General features: G+C 74.1%; 7 protein-coding genes. 2 read left to right on the top strand and 5 right to left on the bottom strand.

Annotated features, from left to right (window positions below):
* The first annotated feature begins 103 nt into the window (after nucleotides 1–103).
* Both ABEA04_RS20385 and ABEA04_RS20380 read left to right on the top strand, forming a co-directional pair.
* Nucleotides 104–1,420 (top strand): DUF445 domain-containing protein, encoded by a 1,317-nt coding sequence (locus tag ABEA04_RS20385; protein ID WP_345463216.1) that lies wholly within the window; start codon nucleotides 104–106, stop codon nucleotides 1,418–1,420.
* 5 nt (nucleotides 1,421–1,425) lie between these two features.
* On the top strand, nucleotides 1,426–2,301 hold the full coding sequence (locus ABEA04_RS20380; RefSeq protein ID WP_345463214.1) for an Abi-alpha family protein: 876 nt from the start codon (nucleotides 1,426–1,428) through the stop codon (nucleotides 2,299–2,301).
* Nucleotides 2,302–2,310: 9 nt separating this feature from the next.
* Here the strand turns inward: ABEA04_RS20380 and ABEA04_RS20375 are convergent, their stop codons facing one another.
* From ABEA04_RS20375 to ABEA04_RS20355, 5 genes are all read right to left on the bottom strand, one after another.
* Complete coding sequence (locus tag ABEA04_RS20375; protein ID WP_345463212.1) at nucleotides 2,311–4,824, bottom strand: glycoside hydrolase family 65 protein; 2,514 nt, start codon at nucleotides 4,822–4,824, stop codon at nucleotides 2,311–2,313.
* On the bottom strand, nucleotides 4,821–5,552 hold the full coding sequence (locus ABEA04_RS20370) for an HAD family hydrolase (RefSeq protein WP_345463210.1): 732 nt from the start codon (nucleotides 5,550–5,552) through the stop codon (nucleotides 4,821–4,823). Before ABEA04_RS20370 ends, ABEA04_RS20375 begins: the two co-directional genes overlap by 4 nt.
* A gap of 265 nt (nucleotides 5,553–5,817) precedes the next feature.
* Nucleotides 5,818–7,233, bottom strand: coding sequence for a hybrid sensor histidine kinase/response regulator (locus tag ABEA04_RS20365; protein ID WP_345463207.1), 1,416 nt, complete (start codon nucleotides 7,231–7,233; stop codon nucleotides 5,818–5,820).
* Nucleotides 7,230–7,772, bottom strand: coding sequence for a hypothetical protein (locus tag ABEA04_RS20360; protein ID WP_345463204.1), 543 nt, complete (start codon nucleotides 7,770–7,772; stop codon nucleotides 7,230–7,232). Before ABEA04_RS20360 ends, ABEA04_RS20365 begins: the two co-directional genes overlap by 4 nt.
* A 173-nt stretch (nucleotides 7,773–7,945) precedes the next feature.
* Nucleotides 7,946–26,035 (bottom strand): hypothetical protein, encoded by an 18,090-nt coding sequence (locus ABEA04_RS20355; RefSeq protein WP_345463201.1) that lies wholly within the window; start codon nucleotides 26,033–26,035, stop codon nucleotides 7,946–7,948.
* Between the last annotated feature and the right edge of the window lie 5 nt (nucleotides 26,036–26,040).

Genomic DNA, 26,040 nt, shown 5'->3' with positions numbered 1-26,040 from the left:
CACCGGTGACTCCTGCCGCCCGGCGCCGACCTCAAAGAAACCGTGACGTGGCGTCACGCACAACCACGTCGGGGTGGTGCGGCCGCGCACTAGGCTGCCCGCCGTGGACTGGCTGCTCGACCCCGTGCGGGAGTGGGCGGCCGACCTGCACTGGGTCGCCTTCGTGAGCATCCCGGTCTTCACCGGCGTCGTCGGCTGGCTGATCAACTGGTCGGGCCTCTGGATGCTGTTCGCGCCACTGCGCTTCCACGGCGTGCGGGTGCCGGGCATGGCCGAGCTGTCGCGGGTGCTGCCGCGCAAGATCCAGGAGGTGCCGGGGCTGCTGCAGGGCGGCGTCGGCTGGCAGGGCATCATCCCGGCCCGCGCGGCCAAGATGGGCAGCATCGCGGTCGACAAGGCCATCGCGAAGCTGGGCACGCCCGCGGAGTTCTACCAGCAGCTCGAGCCGGAGCGCATCGCCGAGCACATCGTCGCCGTCTTCCGCCCCGAGGTGCCCGAGCTGGTCGACGAGGTGATGACCCGCGAGCACCCGCGGCTGTGGCGCGACCTGCCCCAGCCGGTGAAGGACGCCGTCCACCACCGTGTGCAGGACCAGCTGCCCGACGTCGTGGGCCGGGTGACGACCGAGATCGGCATCCACATCGACCAGCTGCTCGACCCGAAGATCATGGTGATCGACCACTTCCAGGAGAACCCCGAGCTGGTGGTGCGGATCTTCCGCGACTTCGGGCAGCGCGAGCTCGACCTGATGGTGCGGTTCGGGTTCGTCTTCGGGTTCCTGCTCGGGGTCCCGGTGGCCGTCGTCGACTCGATCGCGCACCAGGCCTGGCTGCTGCCGGTGCTCGGCATCGTGGTCGGCTGGGTGACCAACGCCCTCGGCATGTGGTTGATCTTCGAGCCGCCGGAGCCCAAGCGGATCCTCGGGATCACCTGGCACGGGCTGTTCCCGCGGCGCCAGCGGCAGGCGGCCGAGGTGTACGCCCAGATCATCGCCGAGGACGTGATCACCCTCGAGCGCATCGGCGACTTCCTGCTCGACGGGCCCCGTGGCGACCGCACCCGGCAGATGCTGGCCACGGCTCTGCGCCCGGCCATCGACCAGGCCGCCGGCCCGGCCCGCGGCGCGCTGCGCGTCGCCATCGGCGGGGGCCGCTTCGACACCATCCGCGAGTCGGTGGCCCGTGAGGCGGTCGGCCGTACGCTCACCCCGTTCAAGGACCCGACCTTCAGCGCCCAGCAGGCGGAGAAGATCCGGGTGCTGGTGGCGCGTCGGACGCAGGAGCTCCCGCCGCGCGACTTCGTCGAGATGATGCGGGCCGCGATCAAGGAGGACGAGTGGATGCTGTACGCCCACGGCGCGATCATGGGAGCAGCCGGCGGCTTCCTGCACCTGTTGGTCTTCGGCGTCCAAGGGGGCTGAGAGGCGTGGCGAACGGACTGGCCAAGGGGGCCGAGGCGCTGCCGGGGCTGACCCGCGTGGCGGCGTCCGCGGCGTGGCACACCACCGGCTGGTCGGTGCGCACCTCGGCCCGGGCGTGGGTGCGCGTGGGCCGCGCCGTCACCGACCGCGAGGAGGCGGCCGCCCTCGCCCACGACGCCGGCGAGGCGGTCTCGGTGGTGGGCGAGCTGGCGCGCTCGGTCTCGTCGGGGACGCCGGTGGGCAAGGCGCTCGTGGCCGCCGGTGAGGCGCTGGGCGGGCTGGTCGAGCCGGTCGGCGACGTCGTCGGCGGGCAGGTCGTCGCCTCCCGCGAGCGTGAGCCGTCGCTGCGCGAGCGCGGCCAGGAGCTGCTGACCCGCTCGCGCGACGTGTGGCGCGACGACACGGGCCACCCCGCCTTCGCGCGGATCCTCGACGAGCTGGCCCCCGACGAGGGCCGCATCCTGCTGCTGCTCCTCTCGACCGGCCCGCAGCCGAGCGTCGACGTCCGCACCGGCGGGCCGTCGGGCGTGATGAGCTCGCGGCTGATCGCCTCGGGCCTGACGATGATCGGCGCCCGGGCCGGCTGCCGCCACGTCGAGCAGGTGCCGTCGTACCTCAACAACCTGTTCCGGCTCGGCCTGGTGTGGTTCTCGCGCGACCCGCTGCGCGACCCGATGGCCTACCAGGTCGTCGAGGCGCAGCCCGACGTGCTCGCCGCGCTGCACTCGGTGCGCTTCGCCAAGGTGGTGCGCCGCTCGATCCACCTCACGCCGTTCGGCGCGGACTTCTGCCGCACCTGCCTGGTCGAGGAGACCGCTGCGGACGCCGTCTACCCCGGCCACGACACCCCCGGCGAGGGCGAGTCACTCAGCCCGGGCTGAGCCGCCCCCTCACTCGCCCGACGGCACCGTCGCGGTGATCGCCGTGCCGTCGGCGCGCCGGGTGCCGACGGGGGAGGCTGGCTCGCCGTCGAGACGCGGGCCGTGGCCCTCGAGCGGCACGGTGGCGGGGGAGCCGGGCCCGACGGTGACGTTCTCGCCGCGGACGTCGAAGGTCAGCTCGCCGTCGCCGTCCTCGACGGTCAGCTCGAGCTCGGCCTGGCGCACCGTGACGCGCACCCGGGTGCCGCGCAGCGTGATCCGGTAGGTCAGCGACTCCCAACCGTCGGGCAGCCGCGGGTCGATGCGCCAGCGGGCGCCGTCGACGTCGCGGAACCCGCCGAACCCGCACGCCAGGGCGCTCCAGACGCCGCCGGTGGAGGCCACGTGCACGCCGTCGGAGGTGTTGCCGTGACGGTCGTTGAGGTCGACGAACAACGCGGCGTGGAAGTAGCGCAGCGCGAGGTCGTGGTAGCCGACCTCGGCGGCGATGATCGCCTGCACCACGGCCGAGAGCGTGGAGTCGCCGGTGGTGATGGGGTCGTAGTAGTCGAAGTCGGCCTTCTTCTGCTCCAGCGTGAAGTCGTCGCCGAGCAGGAACAGCGCCAGGACGACGTCGGCCTGCTTGAGCACCTGGAACCGGTAGATCACCAGCGGGTGGTAGTGCAGCAGGAGGGGCCGGTTCTCGACCGGCGTCCGGCCGAGGTCCCACATCTCGCGCTCGAGGAAGTGCAGGTCCTGCGGGTGGATGCCGAGGTGGTCCTCGAACGGCACCGTCATCGCCTTGGCGCAGCGCTCCCACTCCTCGACCTCGCCCTCGGCGAGGCCGACGCGGGTGACCATCGCGGCGTGGTTCTCGGGCCGGTTGCGCTCGATGAACCGCACGGACGCCGCCGCCCGCCGCAGGTTGTAGCGGGCCATGACGTTGGTGAACAGGTTGTCGTTGACGACCGTCGTGTACTCGTCGGGGCCGGTGACGCCGTGGATGTGGAAGGCGCCGCCGTCCTCGTCGCGCCAGAAGCCGAGGTCGGCCCACATGCGCGCGGTCTCGATGAGGATGTCGATGGCCTGGCGGTCGAGGAACTCGTAGTCGCCGGTGGCCCGGACGTACTGGCTGAGGGCGTAGGAGATGTCGGCGTTGATGTGGTACTGCGCGGTGCCCGCGGCGTAGTAGGCCGAGGCCTCCTCGCCGTTGATGGTGCGCCAGGCGAACAGCGCCCCCCGCTGGGCCAGCTGACGGGCGCGGTGGCGGGCGGAGTCGAGCAGCGAGCTGCGGAAGCGCAGCGCGTTGCGGGCGGTGTTGGGCGAGGTGTAGGTCAGGAACGGCATCACGTAGATCTCGGTGTCCCAGAAGTAGTGACCGCCGTAGCCCGAGCCCGTCACCCCCTTCGCCGGGATGCCGTGGCCGTCGGCACGCGCCGAGGCCTGCGCCAGCTGGAACAGGTTCCACCGCACGGCCTGCTGCAGCGCCGGCTGGCCGGGGATCTCGACGTCCGAGCGCGCCCAGAACGCGTCGAGCCAGGCGCGCTGGTCGGTGGCCTGCTTGTCGAGGCCCTCCTCGGCGACGCGGTCGAGGGTGCGCGCGCAGCGGTCGAGCAGCTCGCGCGAGGGCACGACCCGCGCGGTGTGGTAGCTGACGGTCTTGGTGAGGCGGATCGGCTGGCCGGGCCGGGCGTCGACCTTGTAGATCGCCTTGATCATGTCGTCGCCGCGCTCGACGTGGTGGGAGAAGGTGTTCTCGGTCTGCAGGTCGTGGTCGACGGCGAGCGCGATCGTCATCCCGCTCTGGGCGCACTTGTAGCGCAGCGCGAGCCGGCCGTCGGGCAGCACGCCGTGGTCGTTCTCGGGGATCAGCACCCGGTGCGAGAACGTGCTGGCCTTGCGCGGGTCGAGCTTCTCGGTGGCCCGCGCCAGCTCGACCGAGGCGCCCACGTCGGCGTCCTGGCGGTTGATCATCTGCGAGCTGACGATGACCGGCGCGGCGTCGTCGAGCAGGGTGACCTCGAAGGTCATCACCGCCAGGTGGCGCTGGGTGAAGGAGACCATGCGGGTGGCGTCGACGCGCACCCGCTTGCCGCTCGGGGTGCGCCACACGACGCGGCGGGTGAGGACGCCGTCGCGCAGGTCGAGCACGCGCTCGTAGTCGACGAGGTCGGCGGTGGAGAGCTCGAGCGGCTCGTCGTCGACGTAGAGCCGGATGACCTTGGTGTCGGGGGCGTTGACGATGGTCTGGCCGACCTTGGCGAAGCCGAACGCCTCCTCGGCGTGCTGGATCGGCCAGGTCTCGTGGAAGCCGTTGACGAAGGTGCCGTTGGCCTGGAAGTCGCGGCTCTCCTGGTGGTTGCCGCGGAAGCCGAGGTAGCCGTTGCCGACGCTGAAGATCGACTCGGTGGTGCCGAGGTCGTCGGCCTCGAACCGGGTCTCGACCAGCCGCCACTCGTCGACGGGGAAGCGGGCGCGGTCGAGCGGGTCGACCGCCGGCGGGGCGTGGTGGCTGGCGCCGTGGCGACCGTGGCGGCGGCTCACGGCTCGACCAGCTCGCCGAGGTCGTCGACGACCAGGTCGGCGCCGGCGTCGGTGAGCGCCTGGTGCCCGGCGCCGCGGTCGACGCCGACGACCAGACCGAAGTGGCCGGCATGGCCCGCCGCGACGCCGCTGACGGCGTCCTCGAAGACGACCGCGCGCTCGTAGGGGACGCCGAGCTCGTCGGCCGCGGCCTGGTAGGTGTCGGGGGCCGGCTTGCCCTTCAGGCCGCGCTCGGCGGCGACGCCGCCGTGGACCACGATCTCGAACAGGTCGGTCACGCCGGCGGTCTCGAGCACGTCGGGGGCGTTCTTGGACGACGACACGATGGCCAGCTTGAGCCCGTCCTCGCGGAGACGGTCGACCAGCCGCCGCGAGCCGGGGTAGGCCTCGACGCCCTCCTCGCGCAGCACGGCGCCGAACAGGTCGTTCTTGCGGTTGCCGAGCCCGCAGACGGTCTCCTCGCCCTCGGCCTGGTCGGGCGGGTCGTCGGGGGTGCCCTCGGGCAGCTCGATGCCGCGCGAGGCCAGCAGGTCGCGGACGCCGTCGTAGCGCGGCTTGCCGTCGACGTGCGCGAAGTAGTCGGCGTCGGTGTAGTCCTCCGCCCCGCGCGAGGCGAGGAAGTCGGAGAACATCCGCGCCCACGCCCGCATGTGCACCTCCGCGGTCGGCGTGATGACGCCGTCGAGATCGAACAGCACGGCCGAGTAGCGGCTCCAGTCGACGCTCATGCACGCGAGGCTAGTGCCGCCCCCACCCCACCGCCCCCTCCCGTGGTCGCGGTGGACGGCACCGGGGGGACGTTCGCGTGCGTCGTCCCTTCGACAGGCTCAGGGTCCGTGGGTCGGGTCGGCGTGGATCTCGCGGGGTCTCGAGGCTCGGCCGTGGCCGGCCTCGCACCTCGACCACCGTCAGGTCGGGCTCACGGTGGTCGAGGTGCGAGGAGCCCTGGCGACGAGCCTCGAGACCTCCGTCGACAGGCTCAGGGCCCGTGGGTCAGCCGGCGGGGAGGGTGATGGTGAAGACCGAGCCGCCGTCGGGGTGGGGGGCGTGGGAGACGTCACCGCCCTGGGCCTCGGCGAGGGTGCGGACGACGTAGAGGCCGAGACCGGTGCCGGTGGCCGAGGTGCCGTCGGCGCGGGCGAACTCGCGGAACAGCCGCGGCGCGAACTCGGCGGGGACGCCGGCGCCGCGGTCGACGACGTCGAGGCACAGCCGGGCGCCGTCGCCGCGCACGACCACCGAGAACGGGGCGGCGCCGTACTTCTGTGCGTTGCTGAGCAGGTTGGTCAGCATCTGCTCGACCCGCAGCGGGTCGGCCAGCACCGGCCGGTCGTCGTCGACGGTGAGGTCGACCTCCCAGCGGCCGTCGACGGTGCTCAGCACCAGGGCCCGGGGGTCGACGACCTGCAGGTCGATGCGCAGCGTGCCGCGCTGGATCTGCGCGGCGGTCAGCAGGTCGGCGGTGATCCGGTCGAGGATGCGCGCCTGCCGGGCCACCGAGTCCATCAGCCGCTTGTTCTGCTCGGGCGGGATGAGGTTGCCGTCCCAGGCCAGCGTCTCGGCGATGCCGGTGAGCACCGCCACCGGCCCCCGCACCTCGTGCGCCGTGGTGGCGATCGCGCGGCGCAGCAGGCCGACGTCCTCGGCCCCGGAGTCGAGGTAGACCAGCACGGACGTCGGCGTGCGCCGCAGCGCGACCCCGACCCGGGCGCCGGCGACCGTCGTCTCGAACGTCGCGTCGGAGTCGAGCCGGTGGTAGGAGACGAGCGCGGCCAGCTCGGGCGCGACGGCCAGCAGCGAGGCGCCCGGCGGCGGCGTCCCGAGCAGGCGGGACGCCAGCGGGTTGGCCTGCACGATGCCCAGCTGCGGCTCGTCGGCGACCTCGACGATGCCGATCGGCGCCATGCGCAGCGCGTCGCCAGCGGACGGCGTCCGCGCCGGGCCGGCGGCGGGCACCGGCGACCGCGGCTCGCCCGCCGGCGGCAGCGCGACGACCGGGTCGCCGGCGCCGCGCGTGCCGGCCACCAGGTCGGTGACGTAGTTGAGGATCGTGCCGAGGGGCGCGCCCTTCTGCACGTAGCCGTCGGCCCCGGCCGCGAGGGCGCGCGCCGACATCTGCTGGGCCCCGAAGCCCGAGAGCACCACGATGGTCGCCCCGGGGCAGCGCGCCCGGATGCGCGGCAGGGCCTCGATGCCGTCCATCACCGGCATGGCGAGGTCGAGCAGGACGACGTCGGGCTGGTGCCGGGCGACGACCTCGATGCCCTCGCGGCCGTCACCGGCCTCGCCCACCACGTCGAACCCGCCGCGGGTCAGGGCGAGCCGCAGCAGGTCGCGCAGGTCGGCGGTGTCGTCGACGACCACGACCCGCATCGGCGGGGCGGTGGTGAGCAGGTCGGCCGTCGTCACGGCGTCACCGGGGCGTCGGTCGACAGCACGGCGCCGACCTCGGCGGGAGCGCTGCGCAGCAACGTGCTCGCCGGCGCCTCGCCGATCAGGTCGGTGACCATCTTGCTGGCGGCGGCGATGGAGGAGTCGAGGGCGCGCTGCACGCGCTCGGGGTCGTCGAGGTCGAGGGCCAGCTTGGCCACCACCAGCGACTGCAGCACGGTGTCGTTCAGCTCGAGGGCCTGCTGCTCACGGCGCCGGACGTCGTCGAAGAGCTGGGGCCCGATGGTCAAGGAGCGGTAGCTGCGGCGCAGCGACCAGTACCAGCACGCGGCGACGGCGCTCAGCACGCTCCACACCACGAGCGGCCAGCCCCACAGGTGGGTGGCCAGGGCGCCGTGGTGCACGGCACCGGTGAGGAAGATGGCGGCGGTGGCGAGCGCCAGCGGGTTGCCGCGCAGCCGGCGCGCGCGGGCCAGGGGCACCACGATGACCAAGCCGATGGCCAGGTAGGCGAGCGCGATGACGCCGTTGGCCGGCGCCCACACCAGCCACGTCACGACGGCTCCGGGTGCGCGCGCAGGTGGAGGCGCGACAGCGCGACGGAGTAGCTCGTCACTGCGGCGTCCCCCCATTCCGGCCGGCCCACGGTGGCCGCGCATCGACACAGTGCGCGACCACCGTAAGCGGCCAGGGCCGCCCAGTCAGCCGAAGAGCTGAATTTCTGGACGCATCACGACCGTCGCGAGCGGCGCATCAGCAGCAGGCCGGCGGCCAGCGAGCCGAGGGCCGCGAGCAGCATCGGCAGCAGCCACGGCCCGGCGCCGGTGCCCGGCAGACCCCCGTCGTCGGTGTCGTCGCCGCCGTCGTCACCGGGCGTGCCGGTGCCCCCGTCGTCCGGGCCGTCCGGGCCGTCGGGGTCGTCGGTGTCGCCCTCGTCGGCCACGCCGACCACGACCACGGTCGCCTCGTCGGTGTTGTCGTCGAGCGTGGGGTCACCGGTGGCGGCCGTGACCTCGACGCCGTTGACCACCCGGCCGGCCACCTCGGTGCCCACGTCGGCGGTGAGGACGACGGTCACGGCGTCGCCGGCCGCGACGTCGCCGAGCGCGCACCGCAGCACGGTGTCGTCGTCCTCGGCGGCGCACGACCGCCCGGTCGCCGGCGGCCGCACCTCGGTCGCGGCGACCGTCAGGCCCTCGGGCAGCCGGTCGACCAGCTCGACGTCGCGCGCGGTGGCCGGGCCCTCGTTCGTGACGACGATGCGGTAGCCCACCTGCTCGCCGGCGTCGACCGTCTCGGCCAGCGCGGTCTTCACCACGCCGACGTCGGCGCCCTCGACCGGCCCGGTGGTCACCGTGTCGGTGTTGTTGCCGGTCACCGGGTCGGGCTGGTCGCCGGCGGCGACCACCACGGTGTTGCTCAGGGTGCCCTCGAGGCCCTCGGCCACCCGGCCACTCACCCGGACCACCACCCGTGCGCCGGGCGCGATCGCGGGCAGGTCGCACGCGACGACGTCGCGGCCACCCGCGGCCGTGACCTCGCACCGGCTGCCACCGTCGGCGACGACCTCGGTGTCGCGCACGCCGCGCGGCATCGGGTCGCGCAGGGTGGCGCCGGTGGCGGTCGACGGTCCGAGGTTGCGCACGGTGAGGGTGAAGGTGACCCGCCCGCCCTGCAGCGGCGCGGCCGGCGTGACCGCCTTGGTCACCGCGAGATCGGCCGAGGGGGCCAGCGGCTCGGTGCTGGTGTCGGTGTTGTCGGCCGGCGTCGGGTCGCTCTGCGCACCGGCCACCGAGGCGGTGTTGACCAGCTCTCCGGTGGCCCCGGGCGCGAGTCGGCCCGAGACCGTCAGCGCCACGGTCTCGCCGGGTCGCAGCACCGCGGTGGTGCAGGTGACCAGTCCGCCTGTGACCTCGCAGGTGGTGCCGGTCGGCCCGGTGGCGCGGACGTCGTCCACGACGTCGGGCACCCGGTCGGTGACGATCACGTCGCGCGCGACCGACGGGCCCGCGTTGGCGACCACGACGTCCCAGGTGACGCGGCGTCCGGGGACGGCCGTGCCGCGCAGGGTCTTGGTGACCGACAGGTCGGCGATGCCCTCGGCGTTGCCGGGCGAGGTCGCGGTGTCGTTGCCCGGGGTGGTGTCGGTGGGCGAGGAGACCTCGGCGGTGTTGTCGAGCGGTCCGGCGTAGTCACCGGGCACCTGGGCGGTGATGGTGACGGTGGCCGACGACCCCGGTCCCGAGGCCGCCAGGTCGCCCAGCGCGCAGCGGACGACGTTGCCGGCGGCCACGCTGCAGCCGGCCGGCGTGACGACGACGCCGGTGAGCTCGTCGACGAGGTCGTCGGTGACGACGACGTCGCGCGCCGTCGACGGGCCGGCGTTGGTCACCACGACGTCCCACGAGACGGTGCTGCCGGCCACGACGGGCCCGCTGGTGCGGGTCTTGGTGATCGAGACGTCGGCCTCGCCCTGTGCGGTGCCGGGCGAGGTGGCGGTGTCGTTGCCCGGCGTGGTGGTGTCGGTGGGTGAGTCGACCTCGACGGTGTTGTCGAGGTCGCCCTCGTAGTCGGCCGGCACCTGCGCCGAGACGGTGAGCGTCACGGTCGAGCCCGCGCCGGACGCCGCCAGGTCGCCCAGCTCGCAGCGCACCAGGTTGCCGGCGGTGACGGTGCAGCCGAGCGAGGCCGGCGTCACCTCGACGCCGGTGAGGGCGTCGACGAGGTCGTCGGTGAGCACCACGTCGCGCGCCACCGACGGGCCGGCGTTGGTCACGACGACCGACCACGAGACCGGCCGGCCGGGCACGACCGGCCCGCTGGTGCGGGTCTTGGTGACCGACACGTCGGCGTCGGGCGAGGCGGTGCCGGGCGAGGTCGAGGTGTCGTTCCCGGGCGTGGTGGTGTCGGTCGGCGAGGAGACCACGGCGGTGTTGTCGAGGTCGCCGGTGTAGTCGGCCGGCACGGCGGCGGTGACGGTCACCGTGACCGTCGAGCCCGCGCCGGACGCCGGCAGGTCGCCGAGGTCGCAGCGGACGACGTTGCCGTCACCGACGGTGCACGGCAGCCCGGCCGGCACGACCGTGACGCCGGTCAGGTCGTCGACGACGTCGTCGACGAGCACGACGTCGCGGGCGACCGACGGGCCGCCGTTGGTGACGACGACGTCCCACGAGACCGGGCCGCCGGGCACGATCCGTCCGCTGGTGCGGGTCTTGGTCACCGAGACGTCGGCCGTCGGCTGGGCGGTGCCGGCTGAGGTCGAGCTGTTGTTGCCGGGGGAGGTGTCGGTCGGCGAGTCGACCACGGCGGTGTTGTCGAGCGCTCCGGTGTAGCCGGGCGGCACGTCGGCGGTGATCGAGATGGTCACCGTCGCGCCGGCGCCGGTGGCGGGCAGGTCGCCCAGCTCGCAGCGCACCTCGTTGCCGGTGCCCACGGTGCAGCCGAGGCCGGCCGGGGTCACGGTGACGCCGGTGAGGGTGTTGACCAGGTCGTCGGTGACGACGACGTCGCGGGCGACCGAGGGGCCGCCGTTGGTGACGACGACGTCCCAGCTGACGGGCGTGCCGGGCACGACCTGCCCGCTGGTGCGGGTCTTGGAGATCGACACGTCGGCCGCCGGCTGCGCCGCGCCGGGCGAGGTCGAGGTGTTGTTGCCGTCGGTGGTGTCGGTCGGCGAGGTGACGCCGGCGGTGTTGTCGAGCCGCCCGGTGTAGCCGGCGGGCACGTCGGCGGCGATCGTGACGGTCACCGTCGCGCCGGCACCGGTGGCCGCGAGGTCGCCCAGCTCGCAGCGGACGACGTTGCCGGCGTCCACGGTGCAGCCGAGGCCGGCCGGGGTGACGGTGACGCCGGTGAGGGTGTCGACGAGGTCGTCGGTGACGACGACGTCGCGGGCGACGGACGGGCCGCCGTTGGCGACGACGACGTCCCAGCTGACGGGCGAGCCGGGCACGACCTGCCCGCTGGTGCGGGTCTTGGAGATCGACACGTCGGCCGCCGGCTGCGCCGTCCCGGGCGAGGTCGAGTTGTTGTTGCCCGGGGTGGTGTCGGTCGGCGAGGTGACGACGGCGGTGTTGTCGAGGTCGCCGGTGTAGTCGGCCGGCACCTGCGCCGAGACCGTGAGCGTGACGGTCGAGCCGGCCCCGGACGCCGGCAGGTCACCCAGCTCGCAGCGCACCTCGTTGCCGGTGCCGACGGTGCCGACGGTGCAGCCGAGCGAGGCCGGCGTCACCTCGACGTCGGTGAGGGCGTCGACGAGGTCGTCGGTGAGCACGACGTCACGGGCGACCGAGGGGCCGCCGTTGGTCACGACGACCTCCCACGCGACCGGTGTGCCGGGCACGACCGCGCCGCTGGTGCGGGTCTTCGAGACCGAGACGTCGGCCGCCGGCTGCGCGGTGCCGGGCGAGGTCGCCTCGTTGTTGTCGTCGGTGGTGTCGGTCGGGGAGTCGACGACGGCGGTGTTGTCGAGCGCTCCGGTGTAGCCGGGCGGCACGTCGGCGGTGATCGTGACGGTCACGGTCGAGCCGGCGCCGCTCGCGGGCAGGTCGCCCAGCTCGCAGCGCACCTCGTTGTCGGCGCCGACGGTGCAGCCGAGGCCGGCGGGGGTGACGGTGACGCTGGTGAGGGTGTCGACGAGGTCGTCGGTGACGACGACGTCGCGGGCGACCGAGGGCCCGCCGTTGGTGACCACCACGTCCCAGCTGACGGGTCGGCCGGGGACGATCTGGCCGCTGGTGCGGGTCTTGTCGATCGACACGTCGGCGGCCGGCTGGGCGGTGCCGGGCGAGGTCGCCTCGTTGTTGTCGTCGGTGGTGTCGGCCGGGGAGTCGACGACGGCGGTGTTGTCGAGCGCGCCCGTGAAGCCGGCGGGCACGTCGGCGGTGATCGTGATCGTCACCGTGGAGCCGGCACCGGTGGCCGCGAGGTCGCCCAGCTCGCAGCGCACCTCGTTGCCGGTGCCGACGGTGCAGCCGAGGCCGGTCGGGTTGACGGTCACGCCGGTGAGCGCGTCGACGAGGTCGTCGGTGACGACGACGTCGCGGGCGACCGAGGGGCCGCCGTTGGCGACGACCACGTCCCAGCTGACCGGGCCGCCGGGGACGACCTGGCCGCTGGTGCGGGTCTTGGTGATCGAGACGTCGGCCGCGGGCTCGGCGGTTCCGGGCGAGGTCGAGCTGTTGTTGCCGGGGGAGGTGTCGGTCGGCGAGTCGACGGTCGCGGTGTTGTCGAGCGCCCCGGTGTAGCCGGGCGGCACGTCGGCGGTGATCGTGACGGTCACCGCGGAGCCGGCGCCGCTCGCGGGCAGGTCGCCCAGCTCGCAGCGCACCTCGTTGCCGGTGCCGACGGTGCAGCCGAGCCCGGTCGGGGTGACGGTCACACCGGTGAGCGCGTCGACGAGGTCGTCGGTGAGGACGACGTCGCGGGCCACCGAGGGCCCGCCGTTGGTGACCACGACGTCCCAGCTGACGGGTCGGCCCGGGACGACCGGGCCGCTCGTGCGGGTCTTCGAGACCGACACGTCGGCCGCGGGCTGGGCGGTGCCGGCTGAGGTCGAGCTGTTGTTGTCGGGGGAGGTGTCGGTCGGCGAGTCGACGACGGCGGTGTTGTCGAGCGCTCCGGTGTAGCCGGGCGGCACGTCGGCGGTGATCGAGATGGTCACCGTCGAGCCGGCGCCGGTGGCGGGCAGGTCGCCCAGCTCGCAGCGCACCTCGTTGCCGGCGCCGACGGTGCAGCCGAGGCCGGCCGGGGTCACGGTGACGCCGGTGAGGGTGTCGACCAGGTTGTCGGTGACGACGACGTCGCGGGCCACCGACGGTCCGCCGTTGACGACGGTGACGTCCCAGCTGACCGGTCGGCCGGGCACGACCGGCCCGATGGTGCGGGTCTTCGAGATCGAGACGTCGGCCGCCGGCTGGGCGGTGCCGGGTGAGGTCGCCTCGTTGTTGTCGTCGGTGGTGTCGGTCGGGGAGTCGACGACGGCGGTGTTGTCGAGCGCGCCGGTGTAGCCGGGCGGCACGTCGGCGGTGATCGTGACGGTCACGGTCGAGCCGGCGCCGCTCGCGGGCAGGTCGCCCAGCTCGCAGCGCACCTCGTTGCCGGCGCCGACGGCGCAGCCGAGGCCGGCGGGGGTGACGGTCACGTCGGTGAGGGTGTCGACGAGGTCGTCGGTGACGACGACGTCGCGGGCCACCGAGGGGCCGCCGTTGGTCACGGTGACGTCCCAGCTGACCGGGCGGCCCGGGACGATCGGCCCGATCGTGCGGGTCTTCGAGATCGACACGTCGGCGGTCGGCTGCGCCGTCCCCGACGAGGTCGAGCTGTTGTTGCCCGGGGTGGTGTCGGTGGGCGAGTCGACCACGGCGGTGTTGTCGACGTCGCCGGTGTAGCCGGGCGGCACGTCGGCGGTGATCGTGACGGTCACGGCCGAGCCGGAACCGGTCGCGGGCAGGTCGCCCAGCTCGCAGCGCACCTCGTTGCCGGCGCCGACGGTGCAGCCGAGGCCGGCGGGGGTGACGGTGACTCCGGTGAGGGCGTCGACGAGGTCGTCGGTGACGACGACGTCGCGGGCCACCGAGGGGCCGCCGTTGGTCACGGTGACGTCCCAGCTGACCGGGCGACCGGGGACGACCGGGCCGACGGTGCGCACCTTGTCGATCGACACGTCGGCCGCAGGCTCCGCCGTCCCGGGTGAGGTCGAGCTGTTGTTGCCCGGCGTGGAGTCGGTCGGCGAGGTGACGGTGGCGGTGTTGTCGACGTCGCCGACGAAGCCGGCCGGCACGTCGGCGGTGATCGTGACCACCACGGCCGCGGCCGCCCCCGAGGCCAGGTCGCCCACCTCGCACCGGACGGCGTTGCCCGCCGTCAGGGAGCACTCGACGCCGGCCGGGGCGTCGACGTCCACGTTCGTGAGCTCGTCGGGCAGGTCGTCCTCGACGACGACGTCGGTCGCGATCGACGGGCCCGCGTTGCGCACCTGCAGGCTCCAGGCGACCGGCCGGCCGGGCACGACCGCTCCGCTCGTGCGGGTCTTGACGATCGAGACGTCGGCCTCGGGGACGGCGTCGCCGTCGGAGGTCGAGGTGTTGTCGGTGGGGTTGCCGTCGGGCGGCGTCGTGACGACCGTGGCGGTGTTGGCCGCGCCGCCGGTGTAGGACGCCGGCACCTGGCCGCGCACGGTCACCACGACCTGGTCGCCGGGCGCGATGTCGCCCAGCTCGCACTGCACGGTGTTGCCGGCGCCGATGGTGCAGTCGACCCCGGCCGGCCCCTCGGCCGTGACGTCGGTGAGCGCGTCGAGCAGGTCGTCGTCGACCACGACGGCGGTGGCCGTCGACGGTCCGGCGTTGCCGACCGTGAGGGTCCAGGTGACCGCCCGGCCCGGCACCACCGGGCCGCTGGTGCGGGCCTTGACGATGTTGACGTCGGCCACCGACGACGCGTCGCCGGGCACGGTGGCGGTGTTGTTCGAGGGCGTGGTGTCGGTGGGCGAGTCGACCACGACGGTGTTGTCGAGCGTGCCGGTGTAGCTCGGGGGGACGCCGCCGGTGATCGTGACGGTCACGGGGTCGCCCACGGCGAGGTCGCCGAGCGCGCAGTCGATCTCGTTCCGGGCCGAGACGGTGCAGCTCGCCCCGGAGTCGGTCACGGCGGTGACGCCGGTCAGCGCCGGCTCGACGTCGTCCGCCACGACGACGGTGCGGGCGACCGACGGCCCGTTGTTCGTCACCACCACGCGCCAGGTGACCGGCGTGCCGGCCACCACCTCGCCGGAGGGGCGCGTCTTGGTGACCGAGACGTCGGCGGCGGGCTGAGCCGTGCCGGCCGACGTCGAGGTGTTGTCGGCCGGGGTGGTGTCGGTCGGGGAGTCGACGACCGCGGTGTTGTCGAGGTCGCCGGTGAAGCCGGCCGGCAGGTCGCCGCCGATGCGGACGACGACCTGGCTGCCGGAACCCGTGGCGGGCAGGTCACCGAGCACGCACTCCACGCTCGAGCCGGTGACCGTGCAGGCGTCGGCCGCGCCGTCGAGCAGGTCGGCGGTCACCCCGGTCAGGGCGGCCGGCACCTCGTCGGTCAGCACGACCGCGCGCGCCACCGAGGGACCGCTGTTGGTGACGCTGACGTCCCACGTGACCGGCGTGCCGGGCACGACGGGCCCGCTCGTGCGGGTCTTCGAGACCGAGACGCCGGCGCTGGGCTGGGCGGTGCCGGGGGAGGTGTCGGTGTCGTTGCCGGGGCTGGTGTCGGTGGGGGAGTCGATGACGGCGGTGTTGTCGAGGTCGCCGGTGTAGCCGGCCGGTACGTCGGCCGTCAGCGTGATCGTGCGGGTGGCGCCCGCGCCGGTGGCCGGGAGGTCGCCGAGGTCGCAGGTGACCTGGTTGCCGGCGGTGATCTCGCAGTCGGCGGACGGGTCGACGGTCAGCCCGGTGAGGGCGTCGACCAGGTCGTCGGTCAGGACGACGTCGCGGGCCACCGAGGGGCCGGCGTTGGTGACGGTGACGTTCCAGCTGATCGGGCGGCCGGGCACGACCGGGCCGCTGGTGCGGATCTTGCTGACGGAGACGTCGGCGTCGGGGGCGGCAGTGCCGGTGGAGGTGTCGCTGTTGTTGCCCGCCGTCGTGTCGGTGGGGGAGTCGACCACGGCGGTGTTGTCGAGCGCGCCGGTGTAGCCGGCCGGCACGTCGGCGGACAGCGTGATCGTGCGGGTGGCGCCCGCGCCGGTGGCCGGGAGGTCACCGAGGTCGCAGGTGACCTGGTTGCCGGCGGTGATCTCGCAGTCGTCGGACGGCGCGACGCTCAGGCCGGTGAGGTCGTCGACGAGGTCGTCGGTGAGCGTCACTGAGCGGGCGACGGAGGGGCCGGCGTTGGTGACGGTGACGTTCCAGCTGATCGGGCGGCCGGGCACGACGGGTCCGCTGGTGCGGACCTTGCTGACCGAGACGTCGGCGTCGGGCGTCGCGGTGCCGGCGGAGGTGTCGGTGTTGTTGCCCGGGGTGGTGTCGGTGGGGGAGTCGACGACCGCGGTGTTGTCGAGTGCGCCGGTGTAGCCGGCCGGCACCTCGGCCGACAGCGTGAACGTGCGGGTGGCGCCCGCATCCGTCGCGGCGAGGTCGCCCAGGTCGCAGGCGACCTCGTTGCCGGCGGTGATCTCGCAGTCGTCGGACGGCGCGACGCTCAGCCCGGTGAGGCCGTCGACCAGGTCGTCGGTGAGCGTCACCGAGCGGGCCACGGACGGTCCGGCGTTGGTGACGGTGACGTTCCAGCTGATCGGGCGGCCGGGCACGACGGGTCCGCTGGTGCGGACCTTGCTGACCGACACGTTCGCCTCCGGCGCCGCGGTGCCGGCGGAGGTGGCGGTGTTGTTGCCGGGGGTGGTGTCGGTGGGGGAGTCGACGACGGCGGTGTTGTCGAGGTCGCCGGTGTAGCCGGCCGGCACGGCGGCGGTCAGCGTGACGGTGCGGCTGGCGGCGGCGCCGGTGGCCGGGAGGTCGCCGAGTTCGCAGGTGACCTGGTTGCCGGCGGTGATCTCGCAGTCGTCGGACGGGTCGACGCTCAGGCCGGTGAGGGCGTCGACGAGGTCGTCGGTCAGGACGACGTCGCGGGCCACCGAGGGGCCGGCGTTGGTGACGGTGACGTCCCAGCTGATCGGGCGGCCGGGCACCACGGGGCCGCTGGTGCGCACCTTGCTGACCGAGACGTTCCCCTCCGGGGCCGCCGTGCCGGTGGAGGTGGCGCTGTTGTTGCCGGGGGTGGTGTCGGTGGGGGAGTCGACGACGGCGGTGTTGTCGAGCGCGCCGGTGTAGGCGGCCGGGACGTCACCGGTGACGGTCACCGTCACGCTCGAGCCCGCGCCGGTGGCCGGCAGGTCGCCGAGGTCGCAGGTGACCTGGTTGCCCGCGGTGACGTCGCAGTCGAGTCCGGCCGGGGTCACGGTGACGTCGGTCAGGGCGTCGACCAGATCGTCGGCCAGCGTGACCGAGCGGGCGACCGAGGGGCCGTTGTTGGTGACGGTGACGTTCCAGCTGATCGGGCGGCCGGGGACGACCGGGCCGCTGGTGCGGACCTTGCTGACCGACACGTCGGCGTCCGGCGTCGCGGTGCCGGTGGAGGTGTCGGTGTTGTTGCCCGGGGTGGTGTCGGTGGGGGAGTCGACGACGGCGGTGTTGTCGAGCGCGCCGGTGTAGCCGGCCGGGACGTCGGCCGACAGCGTGATCGTGCGGGAGGCGTCGGCCCCGCTCGCGGCCAGGTCGCCGAGGTCGCAGGTGACCTGGTTGCCCGCCGTGACGGTGCAGCCGGCGGACGGGTCGACGCTCAGCCCGGTGAGGGCGTCGACGAGGTCGTCGGTGAGGACGACGTCGCGGGCCACCGAGGGACCGGCGTTGGTGACGGTGACGTTCCAGCTGATCGGGCGGCCGGGGACGACGGGCCCGCTGGTGCGGACCTTGCTGACCGACACGTCGGCGTCCGGCGTCGCGCCACCGGTCGAGGTGTCGGTGTTGTTGCCGGGGGTGGTGTCGGTGGGGGAGTCGACGACGGCGGTGTTGTCGAGCGCGCCGGTGTAGGACGCCGGGACGCGGCCGCTGATGGTGACGGTGACGCTGCGTCCGGTGCCGGCGGCGGCGAGGGTGCCGAGGTCGCACTGCACGACCTTGCCCGCCGCGACGGTGCAGTCGAGGCCGGCCGGGGTCACCGTGACGTCGGTGAGGGCGTCGACGAGGTCGTCGGTGAGCGTGACCGAGCGGGCGACCGAGGGGCCGTTGTTGGTGACGGTGACGTTCCAGCTGATGGGCCGGCCGGGGACGACGGGTCCGCTGGTGCGGACCTTGCCGACCGACACGTCGGCGTCCGGCGTCGCGGTGCCGGTGGAGGTGTCGGTGTTGTTGCCCGGGGTGGTGTCGGTGGGCGAGTCCACGACCGCGGTGTTGTCGAGGGCCCCGCTGTAGCCGGCCGGCACGTCGGCCGACAGCGTGATCGTGCGGGAGGCGCCGGCGCCGGTGGCCGGGAGGTCGCCGAGGTCGCAGGTGACCCGGTTGCCGGCGGTGATCTCACAGTCGGCAGACGGCGACACGGTGAGCCCGGTCAGCGCGTCGACGAGGTCGTCGGTCAGGACGACGTCCCGCGCGACCGACGGGCCGGCGTTGGTGACGGTGACGCTCCAGCCGACCGGGCGGCCAGGCACGACCGGGCCGCTGGTGCGGACCTTCGTGACGGACACGTCGGCGTCGGGGGCCGCGGTGCCGGTGGAGGTGTCGGTGTTGTTGCCCGGGGTGGTGTCGGTGGGCGAGTCCACGACCGCGGTGTTGTCGAGCGCGCCGGTGTAGCCGGCCGGCACGTCGGCGGACAGCGTGATCGTGCGGCTGGCGCCCGCGCCGGTGGCCGCGAGGTCACCCAGGTCGCAGGTCACCTCGTTGCCGGCGGCGACGCTGCAGCCGGCGGACGGCGAGACCGTCAGCCCGGTGAGCGCGTCGACGACGTCGTCGGTGAGCGTCACCGAGCGGGCCACGGACGGGCCGGCGTTGGTGACGGTGACGTTCCAGCTGATCGGGCGGCCCGGCACGACCGGGCCGCTGGTGCGCACCTTGGTGACCGAGACGTTCGCGTCCGGTGCGGCACTGCCGGCGGAGGTGGCGGTGTTGTTGCCGGGGGTGGTGTCGGTGGGGGAGTCGACGACCGCGGTGTTGTCGAGCGCGCCGGTGTAGCCGGCGGGCACGTCCGCGCTGAGGGTCAGGGTGACGCTCGAGCCCGCGCCGGTGGCCGGGAGGTCGCCGAGGTCGCAGGTGACCTGGTTGCCGGCGGCGACGGTGCAGCCGGTGGACGGCGACACCGTGAGGCCGGTGAGGGCGTCGACGAGGTCGTCGGTGAGGACGACGTCACGGGCCACCGAGGGGCCGGCGTTGGTGACGGTGACGTTCCAGCTGATGGGCCGGCCGGGGACGACGGGTCCGCTGGTGCGGGCCTTGCTGACCGAGACGTCGGCGTCCGGGGTGGCACTGCCGGTCGAGGTGTCGGTGTTGTTGCCGGGGGTGGTGTCGGTGGGGGAGTCGACGACGGCGGTGTTGTCGAGCGCGCCGGTGTAGGACGGCGGGACGCGGCCGCTGATGGTGACGGTGACGCTGCGTCCGGTGCCGGTGGCGGCGAGGGTGCCGAGGTCGCATTGCACGACCTTGCCCGCCGCGACGGTGCAGTCGAGGCCGGCCGGGGTCACCGTGATGTCGGTGAGGGCGTCGACGAGGTCGTCGGTGAGCGTGACCGAGCGGGCGACCGAGGGGCCGTTGTTGGTGACGACGACGTCCCAGGTCACGCGGCGTCCGGGCACGACGGGGCCACTGGTGCGCGACTTGGTGACCGACACGTCGGCGTCGGGCCGGGCGGTGCCAGGGGCGGTGGCGGTGTTGTTGCCCGGCGTGGTGTCGACGGGCGAGTCGACCGTGACGGTGTTGGCGGCGCTGCCGGTGAAGCCGGCCGGCAGGCGCCCACTGACCACGACCGAGACGCTCTGGTTGGGGCCGAGCGTGGCGAGGCTGCACCGAAGCACGCCGGCCGCGCCGACCCGGCACCCGGCCGAGGCGGGCGCGTCGACGGCGACGTCGGTGAGCGCGTCGAGCAGCTCGTCGACGACCTCGACGTTCGTGGCCGAGGAGGGTCCGGCGTTGCGGACGACGATCGTCCACGACAGCCGGGTGCCCGGGACGACGGGCGTGGTGCGGGTCTTGGTGACCGACACGTCGGCGCGCGGGGCGGCCGAGCCGTCGACGGTGGCGCTGTTGTTGCCGGCCGCCGGGTCGGGCACCGCGCTGGTGACCTCGGCGGTGTTGTCGACCCGGCCGGTGTAGCCGGCGGGCAGGTCGCCGGTGATGGTGACGGTCACCAGCGGGTCGCCCGGGGCGATGGCACCGAGCTCGCAGCGCACCAGGTTGGGCGTCGCGCCGCCCGCCGTGACGGTGCAGGCGCCGGGGACGCCGGGCACGGTGGCGACGACGCCGGTGAGCGCGTCGAGCACGTCGTCGGTGACGACCACGCCCGTGGCGCGCGAGGGGCCGAGGTTGTCGACGGTGACCTGCCAGGTGACCGCCGAGCCGGGCACGACCGGGCCCGAGGTGCGGGTCTTGGTGACGGCGAGGTCGGCGCTCGGCTGCGCCGTCCCGGTCGAGGTGGCGGTGTTGTCGGCCGGGGTGGTGTCGGTGGGGGAGTCGACGACGGCGGTGTTGTCGAGGGCCCCGGTGTAGTAGGCCGGCACGCGCGCGGTGATGGTGACGGTGGCGGTGCCGACGGCCAGCGACCCGAGCGGGCACGTGACCACGTTCGCCGCGCCGACGGTGCAGGTGGCGCCGGCCGGGGCGCCCCGCGGCGTGGCCGTCACGTTGGTGAGCTCGTCGGGCAGGTCGTCGGTCAGGGTGACGGCAGCGGCCACCGACGGGCCGGCGTTGGTGACGTCGACGTCCCAGGTGACGGTGCGGCCCGGGACGACGGGGCCGGAGGTGCGGGTCTTGGTGACCGACACCCCGGCGCGGGCGGCCGGCGTCTCGGTCACCGTGGCGGAGTCGTTGGCCGCGTTCGGGTCGGGCGTGGTGGCGCTGACCGTCGCGGTGTTGACGAGGTTGCCGGTGAAGTCGGCGGGCACGACGCCCGAGACCGTGACGGTGGCCGGGGCGGCGCCGACGGCGACGCTGCCCAGCGAGCAGGTGACCCGGTTGTCGGCAGCCACGGTGCAGCCGCCGGACGCGCCGGTGGCGGTGACGCCGGTCAGCCGGGGGTCGACGGCGTCGGTGACGGTGACGCCGCGCGCGGTGCTGGGGCCGCCGGGGTTGGTGACCGCGATGGTCCAGGCGACGCGCTGCCCGGGCACGACCGGGCCGGTGGCGGGCGCCGTCCGGGTCTTGGTGATCGCGAGGTCGGCGCGGGTGATGACGGTGAGGCCGAGCGTGCTGGTGTTGTCGTCGGTCGCGGGGTCGACGGTCTGCGAGCCGACGGTGGCCTGGTTGACCAGCCGGTTCGACGGCGGGTCGGCGTCGGGCAGCACGGTGATCGTCATCCGCGCCGGCGTGCCGCCCGGCGGCAGGTCACCGAGGGCGCACTGGACGGCGCGGCCGTCGACGGCGCACGCCGGCCCGCCGACCACGGTGGCCGAGACCACGGTGAGGCCGGCCGGGACGGTGTCGCGCACCACCGTGGCCCGGGCCACCGACGGCCCGGCGTTGGTGACGGTGAGGTCGTAGTCGAAGGCCACGCCCGCGACGACCGTGTCGACCGAGGCCGACTTGACCACCGAGAGGTCGGCGCGGGTCTGCACCGTGCTGGTCGCCGTGCTCTGGTTGTTGCTGGCGTCGAGGTCGGCCGTGGTGCTGCTCACGGTGGCGGTGTTCGACAGGCTCGCGCCGGCGAAGGCCGGGTCGAGCAGCCCGGTGACGGTGATGGTCACCGGTGTCGGACCGTCGGCCAGCGTGCCGAGGTTGCACGACAGGGTGCCACCGGCCGTCGAGCAGGTGCCGGCCGCCGTGGGCGAGACGGTGGCCCGGACGCCGCTCAGCGCCGCAGGCAGCGGGTCGGTCACGGTGGTGGCCACCATGTCGGCGGGGCCGTAGTTGACGACGGTCAGCGTGTAGGTGACCTGCTGGCCGGCCACGAGCGGGCTCGGCGCGACGGTCTTGACGACCTCGAGGTCGCCGGCCGCCGTCACCGGGGTGCTGATGCTGGTCTGGTTGTCGCCGGGGGTGAGCTCGGTGGTGGTGCTGGTGACGCTGGCCTGGTTGACCTGGTTCGCGGTGGCGCCGGCCGCGACGGCGACCTGCAGGCGCACCGTCCACGTGGCGCCCGCGGACAGCACCGCCCGGGTGCAGGTGACGGTGGTCGTGCCCGAGCAGCTGCCGCCGGCGGCACTGGTGCCGGTGAGGGTGACTCCGGCGGGCAGGACGTCGACGAGCCGCACCCCGGCGGCGTCGGAGGGTCCGTTGTTGGTGACCGTGACGTCGTAGGCGGCCGGGCGGCCGGCGACGAGCGGGACGGGCGTGACGCTCTTGACCACGGTGAGGTCGGTGCGCGTCTGCACCGTGGCGCTGGTCTGGCCGGTGTTGTTGCCCACGACCGGGTCGGTGGTCGCGCTGCTGACGCGCGCGGTGTTGACCACGCTGCCGCCCGTGACGGCGGGGTCGACCCGCACCCTCACCGTGGCCGTGGCGGTCTGCCCGGCCGGCACCGTGCCGAGGTCGCAGGTGAGGGTGCCGGGCGTCGCCGGCGCCGAGCTGCAGGTGGGGCTGCTGACGAAGGCGGCGTTGCCGGGCAGGTCGTCGAGCACCTGCACGTCGGTGGCGTCGGAGGGCCCGAGGTTGCGCACGGTGACCGTGTAGTCGACCACGCTGCCGGCCACCACGGAGGTCGGGCCGGTCTTGGTGACCTGCAGGTCGGCCCGGGTGACGACGGGGGTGCGGGTGGTGGCGGTGTTGTCGGCCGGCGACGGGTCGACGGGACCGGCGGCCGCCACCGTCGCGGTGTTGGCCACGATCGCGCCGGACGCGGTGCCGGGCGCGACCGTGCCGGGCAGCACGACCGTCCAGGTGTCGCCGGTGTTCAGGGCGGCGCGGGTGCAGGTGACCACCTGCCCGTTGCGGGTGCAGCCCGCGGGCAGGGTGCCGATGACGACGGAGTCGGGGACGGTGTCGGTGATGGTCGCGCCGGTGGCGTTGCTGGGGCCGGCGTTGGTGGCGGTGAGCGTGTAGGTGATCGGGCCGCCGGCCACGACCGGGCTCGGCGAGGCCGACTTCTGCAGCGCCAGGTTGGCCTGCGCACCACCGGTCAGGGTGTGCGAGGCGCTGTTGTTGGTGGTGTCGGGGTCGAGGGCCGTCGTGGTGGCCGTGGCGGTGTTGACGGCGCCGGCGCCGCTGCCGTCGGCCGGCGTGCCCGCCACGATCGTGATGGTGGTCGTGGCGCCCACCGGCAGGCTGCCGACGGCGCAGCGCACGGTGGCGCCGGTGGTGGTGCAGGTGCCGCGGTCGGACGAGGCCGACTGCAGGGTCAGCGGCGTGGGCACCGGGTCGGTCACCACGACGTCGCCGGCCACCGACGGCCCGCGGTTGGTCACGGTGACGGTGTAGGTGACCGGGTTGCCGGACGTCGTCGGCGGGGCGGTCTTGGTGACCGCGAGGTCGGCGCGCGGCTGCAGCGTGTCGGTGGCGGTGTCGCTGTTGTTCGCGCCGTCGGGGTCGGCGGTCGTGGCGGTGACCGAGGCGGTGTTGGCGAGCTGGCCCGTGGCGGTCGGTGCGACGACGGCGTCGACGACGACGGTGGCCGAGCCGCCCGCGGGGACCGCCCCGAGCGTGCAGACCACGGCGGTGGTGCACGTGCCCTGCGAGGGGGAGGCGACGACGTTGGTCAGCGCGGCCGGAGGCGTGTCGGTGACGCGCACGCCGGCGGCGTCGGAGGGGCCGTTGTTGGTGACGGTGAGCACGTACTGCACCGGTCGGCCGGGCACGACCGGCGAGGTGGTGGTCGTCTTGTCGATCGACAGGTCGGCCTGGGCGGCGCCGGGGGTGTTCGACGCCGTCGCGCTGTTGTTGCCCGGCACCCGGTCGAGGGTGGTGGTCGAGACCGTCGCGGTGTTGGCGATCGCCCCGCCGGCGTACGAGGGGTCGAGGCGGGCGGTCACGGTGACCGTCGCCGACGCGCCGGGCGCGAGCGCCCCGACCGGGCACGAGACGCTGCGTCCGGTGACCGTGCAGGTGCCGGACGGCGTGGTGGCGGTGACCGCGGGAGAGGTGAGGAACGCCGTGGGCAGGGTGTCGGCCACGACCACCGACCGCGCCGTCGACGGGCCGTTGTTGGTCGCGGTGATCGTGTAGGTGACGTCGCGGCCCGGCACCGGGTTGGTCGGCGTCCCGACCTTGGTGACGGCGACGTCGGCGCTGGTGGTGACCGTGGACGCCGCCGACGCGGCGTTGTTGCCGGGCACCGGGTCGCTGACGTCGGAGGTGACCGTCGCGACGTTGGTGACACCGGTGCCCGTGAAGCCGGGCTGCACGCGCGCCACGACCGTGACGGCGCGGGTCGCGCCGTTGTTCACGGTGCCGAGGGTGCAGGTCACGGTGCCGTTCGCCTGGGTGCACGAGCCGCCCGGCACGGTCGCGGAGACGAACGTGGTGTCGGCGGGCAGCGTGTCGCTCACCACGGTGCCGGTGGCCGGGTTGGGCCCGTTGTCGGTGACGGTGAGCGTGTAGGTGATCTCGGAGCCCGCGTCGACGGGCTCGGGCGAGGCCTGCTTGGTGATGGCGAGGTCGGCGCGCGCCGCCACCGGCGTCTCGGCCGGACCGGTCGTGTAGGTGTAGTCGCGCCCGATCTGCGGGGCGCGGTAGTCGAGCAGGCCGACGTTGGTGAGCGTCGTCCCCGATCCGGTCGCGTCGACGGTGACGTCGAAGGTCACCGTCTGCACGGCGCCCTTGGCCAGGGTGCCTCCGGCGGTGGTGCTCGCGCCCGTGCCGGCCCTCACGCGCACGGTGCGCGAGGCGGCGACGTACTCGCCGACGTCGTCGCCGGCGGCGTCGGTCTTGGCGCCGGTGTTGGCGCCCGCGGTGACCCGGATCGAGCCCGGCACGTAGGTCACGTCGGCGGGCAGCACGTCGCGGACGACGCTGTTGGTCGCGTTGTCGTCGCCGGAGTTGGTGAAGCTCAGCGAGTAGCGCAGCGTGTCGCCCACCTGCGCCGTGCCGGCGCCGCGGGTGAGGTTGGTGACGGTCTTGGTGCCCGAGATCGTGGGGGCGTAGAGGTCGACCTGCGTGGTCAGCGCGGCCGGGAAGTACACGTCGCCGCTGCTGGTGAACGACAGGTTGGCCGAGGTGGCGTTGTTGGGGATCGAGGTGGTGGTGAACGACTTGGTCTCGGTGCCGAGGCTGTTGACGTAGGCCGGGTTGCGGTTGGCGAGGATGACGCCGTCGCTGCTGATGCGGCTGGCGAAGAAGTTGGTCGTCGACCCCGCGCTGCCGTCGGTCTGGGCGGTGCCGTTGATCGTGAACTGGTCGCCGGTGAGCTGCTTGTCGCCCTCGTAGACGACCATGCCGACGCGCGAGTTCACGGTGCCGCTCGGCGGGGTGAGGAAGCCCGAGATCGAGGCGTTGGCGGTCTCGCCCGAGGCCACCGAGGCGTAGCCGGAGAACACCGACAGGTCGCGCAGCGGTGCGTTGGGGTCGGCCACCACCACGACCAGGTTCCAGCCCGCGTACTTGTCGGACTGGTTGTCGGTGAGCACGACGTCGGCGGCGCCGTAGGTGCCGCTGTTCTGCACCAGGCTCGTGACGTCGCGGTAGGCGCTGTAGTGCGACGTGCCCTGCTTGTCGACGACGTCGGAGGTGAGCGTCTGGTAGCCCGCGCTCGGCGTCCGGAACTTGATGGTGGTGCTCGTCGCGGTGCCCAGGCTCGCGCTGGCCCCCCAGAACAGGTAGGCCTTGAGCACCGTCGCGCCCGTGGGCAGCGTGAGGTTGGCCGTCGAGCTGGACGACGTGGTCGCGTCGTTGTCGACGTCGAGGCGCACCATCGTCAGGCCGTTGTTGCCCTGGTCGAGGGTGCCGTTGAGCGTGCCCGCGCACTGGCTGCCGTTGGTGCCCGTCGGGCTGCACGTCATCAGCGTGTTGCCGGTGAGCTGCACGCTGCCGTTGGTCTGGGTCGAGTAGACCTTCGTGAAGGGCCGGATGACGGCCGCCTGCGCGGGCGGCGCCGCCACCGGCAGTGCGACGACGCCGGCCAGCAGGCCGACGAGGACGACGACGAGCCACCGGGGCGGGCGGTGCGGCTGCTTCAGGGCGCGGTGGGACGGGAGGGGGGAGGTGCCACGCATGGGAG

Source organism: Nocardioides marinquilinus, assembly GCF_039543705.1.
GTDB classification, from domain to species: Bacteria; Actinomycetota; Actinomycetes; order Propionibacteriales; family Nocardioidaceae; genus Nocardioides; species Nocardioides marinquilinus.
The sequence above is the reverse complement of the archived record's forward strand: the minus strand, read 5'-3'. Positions and strand labels throughout refer to the sequence as shown.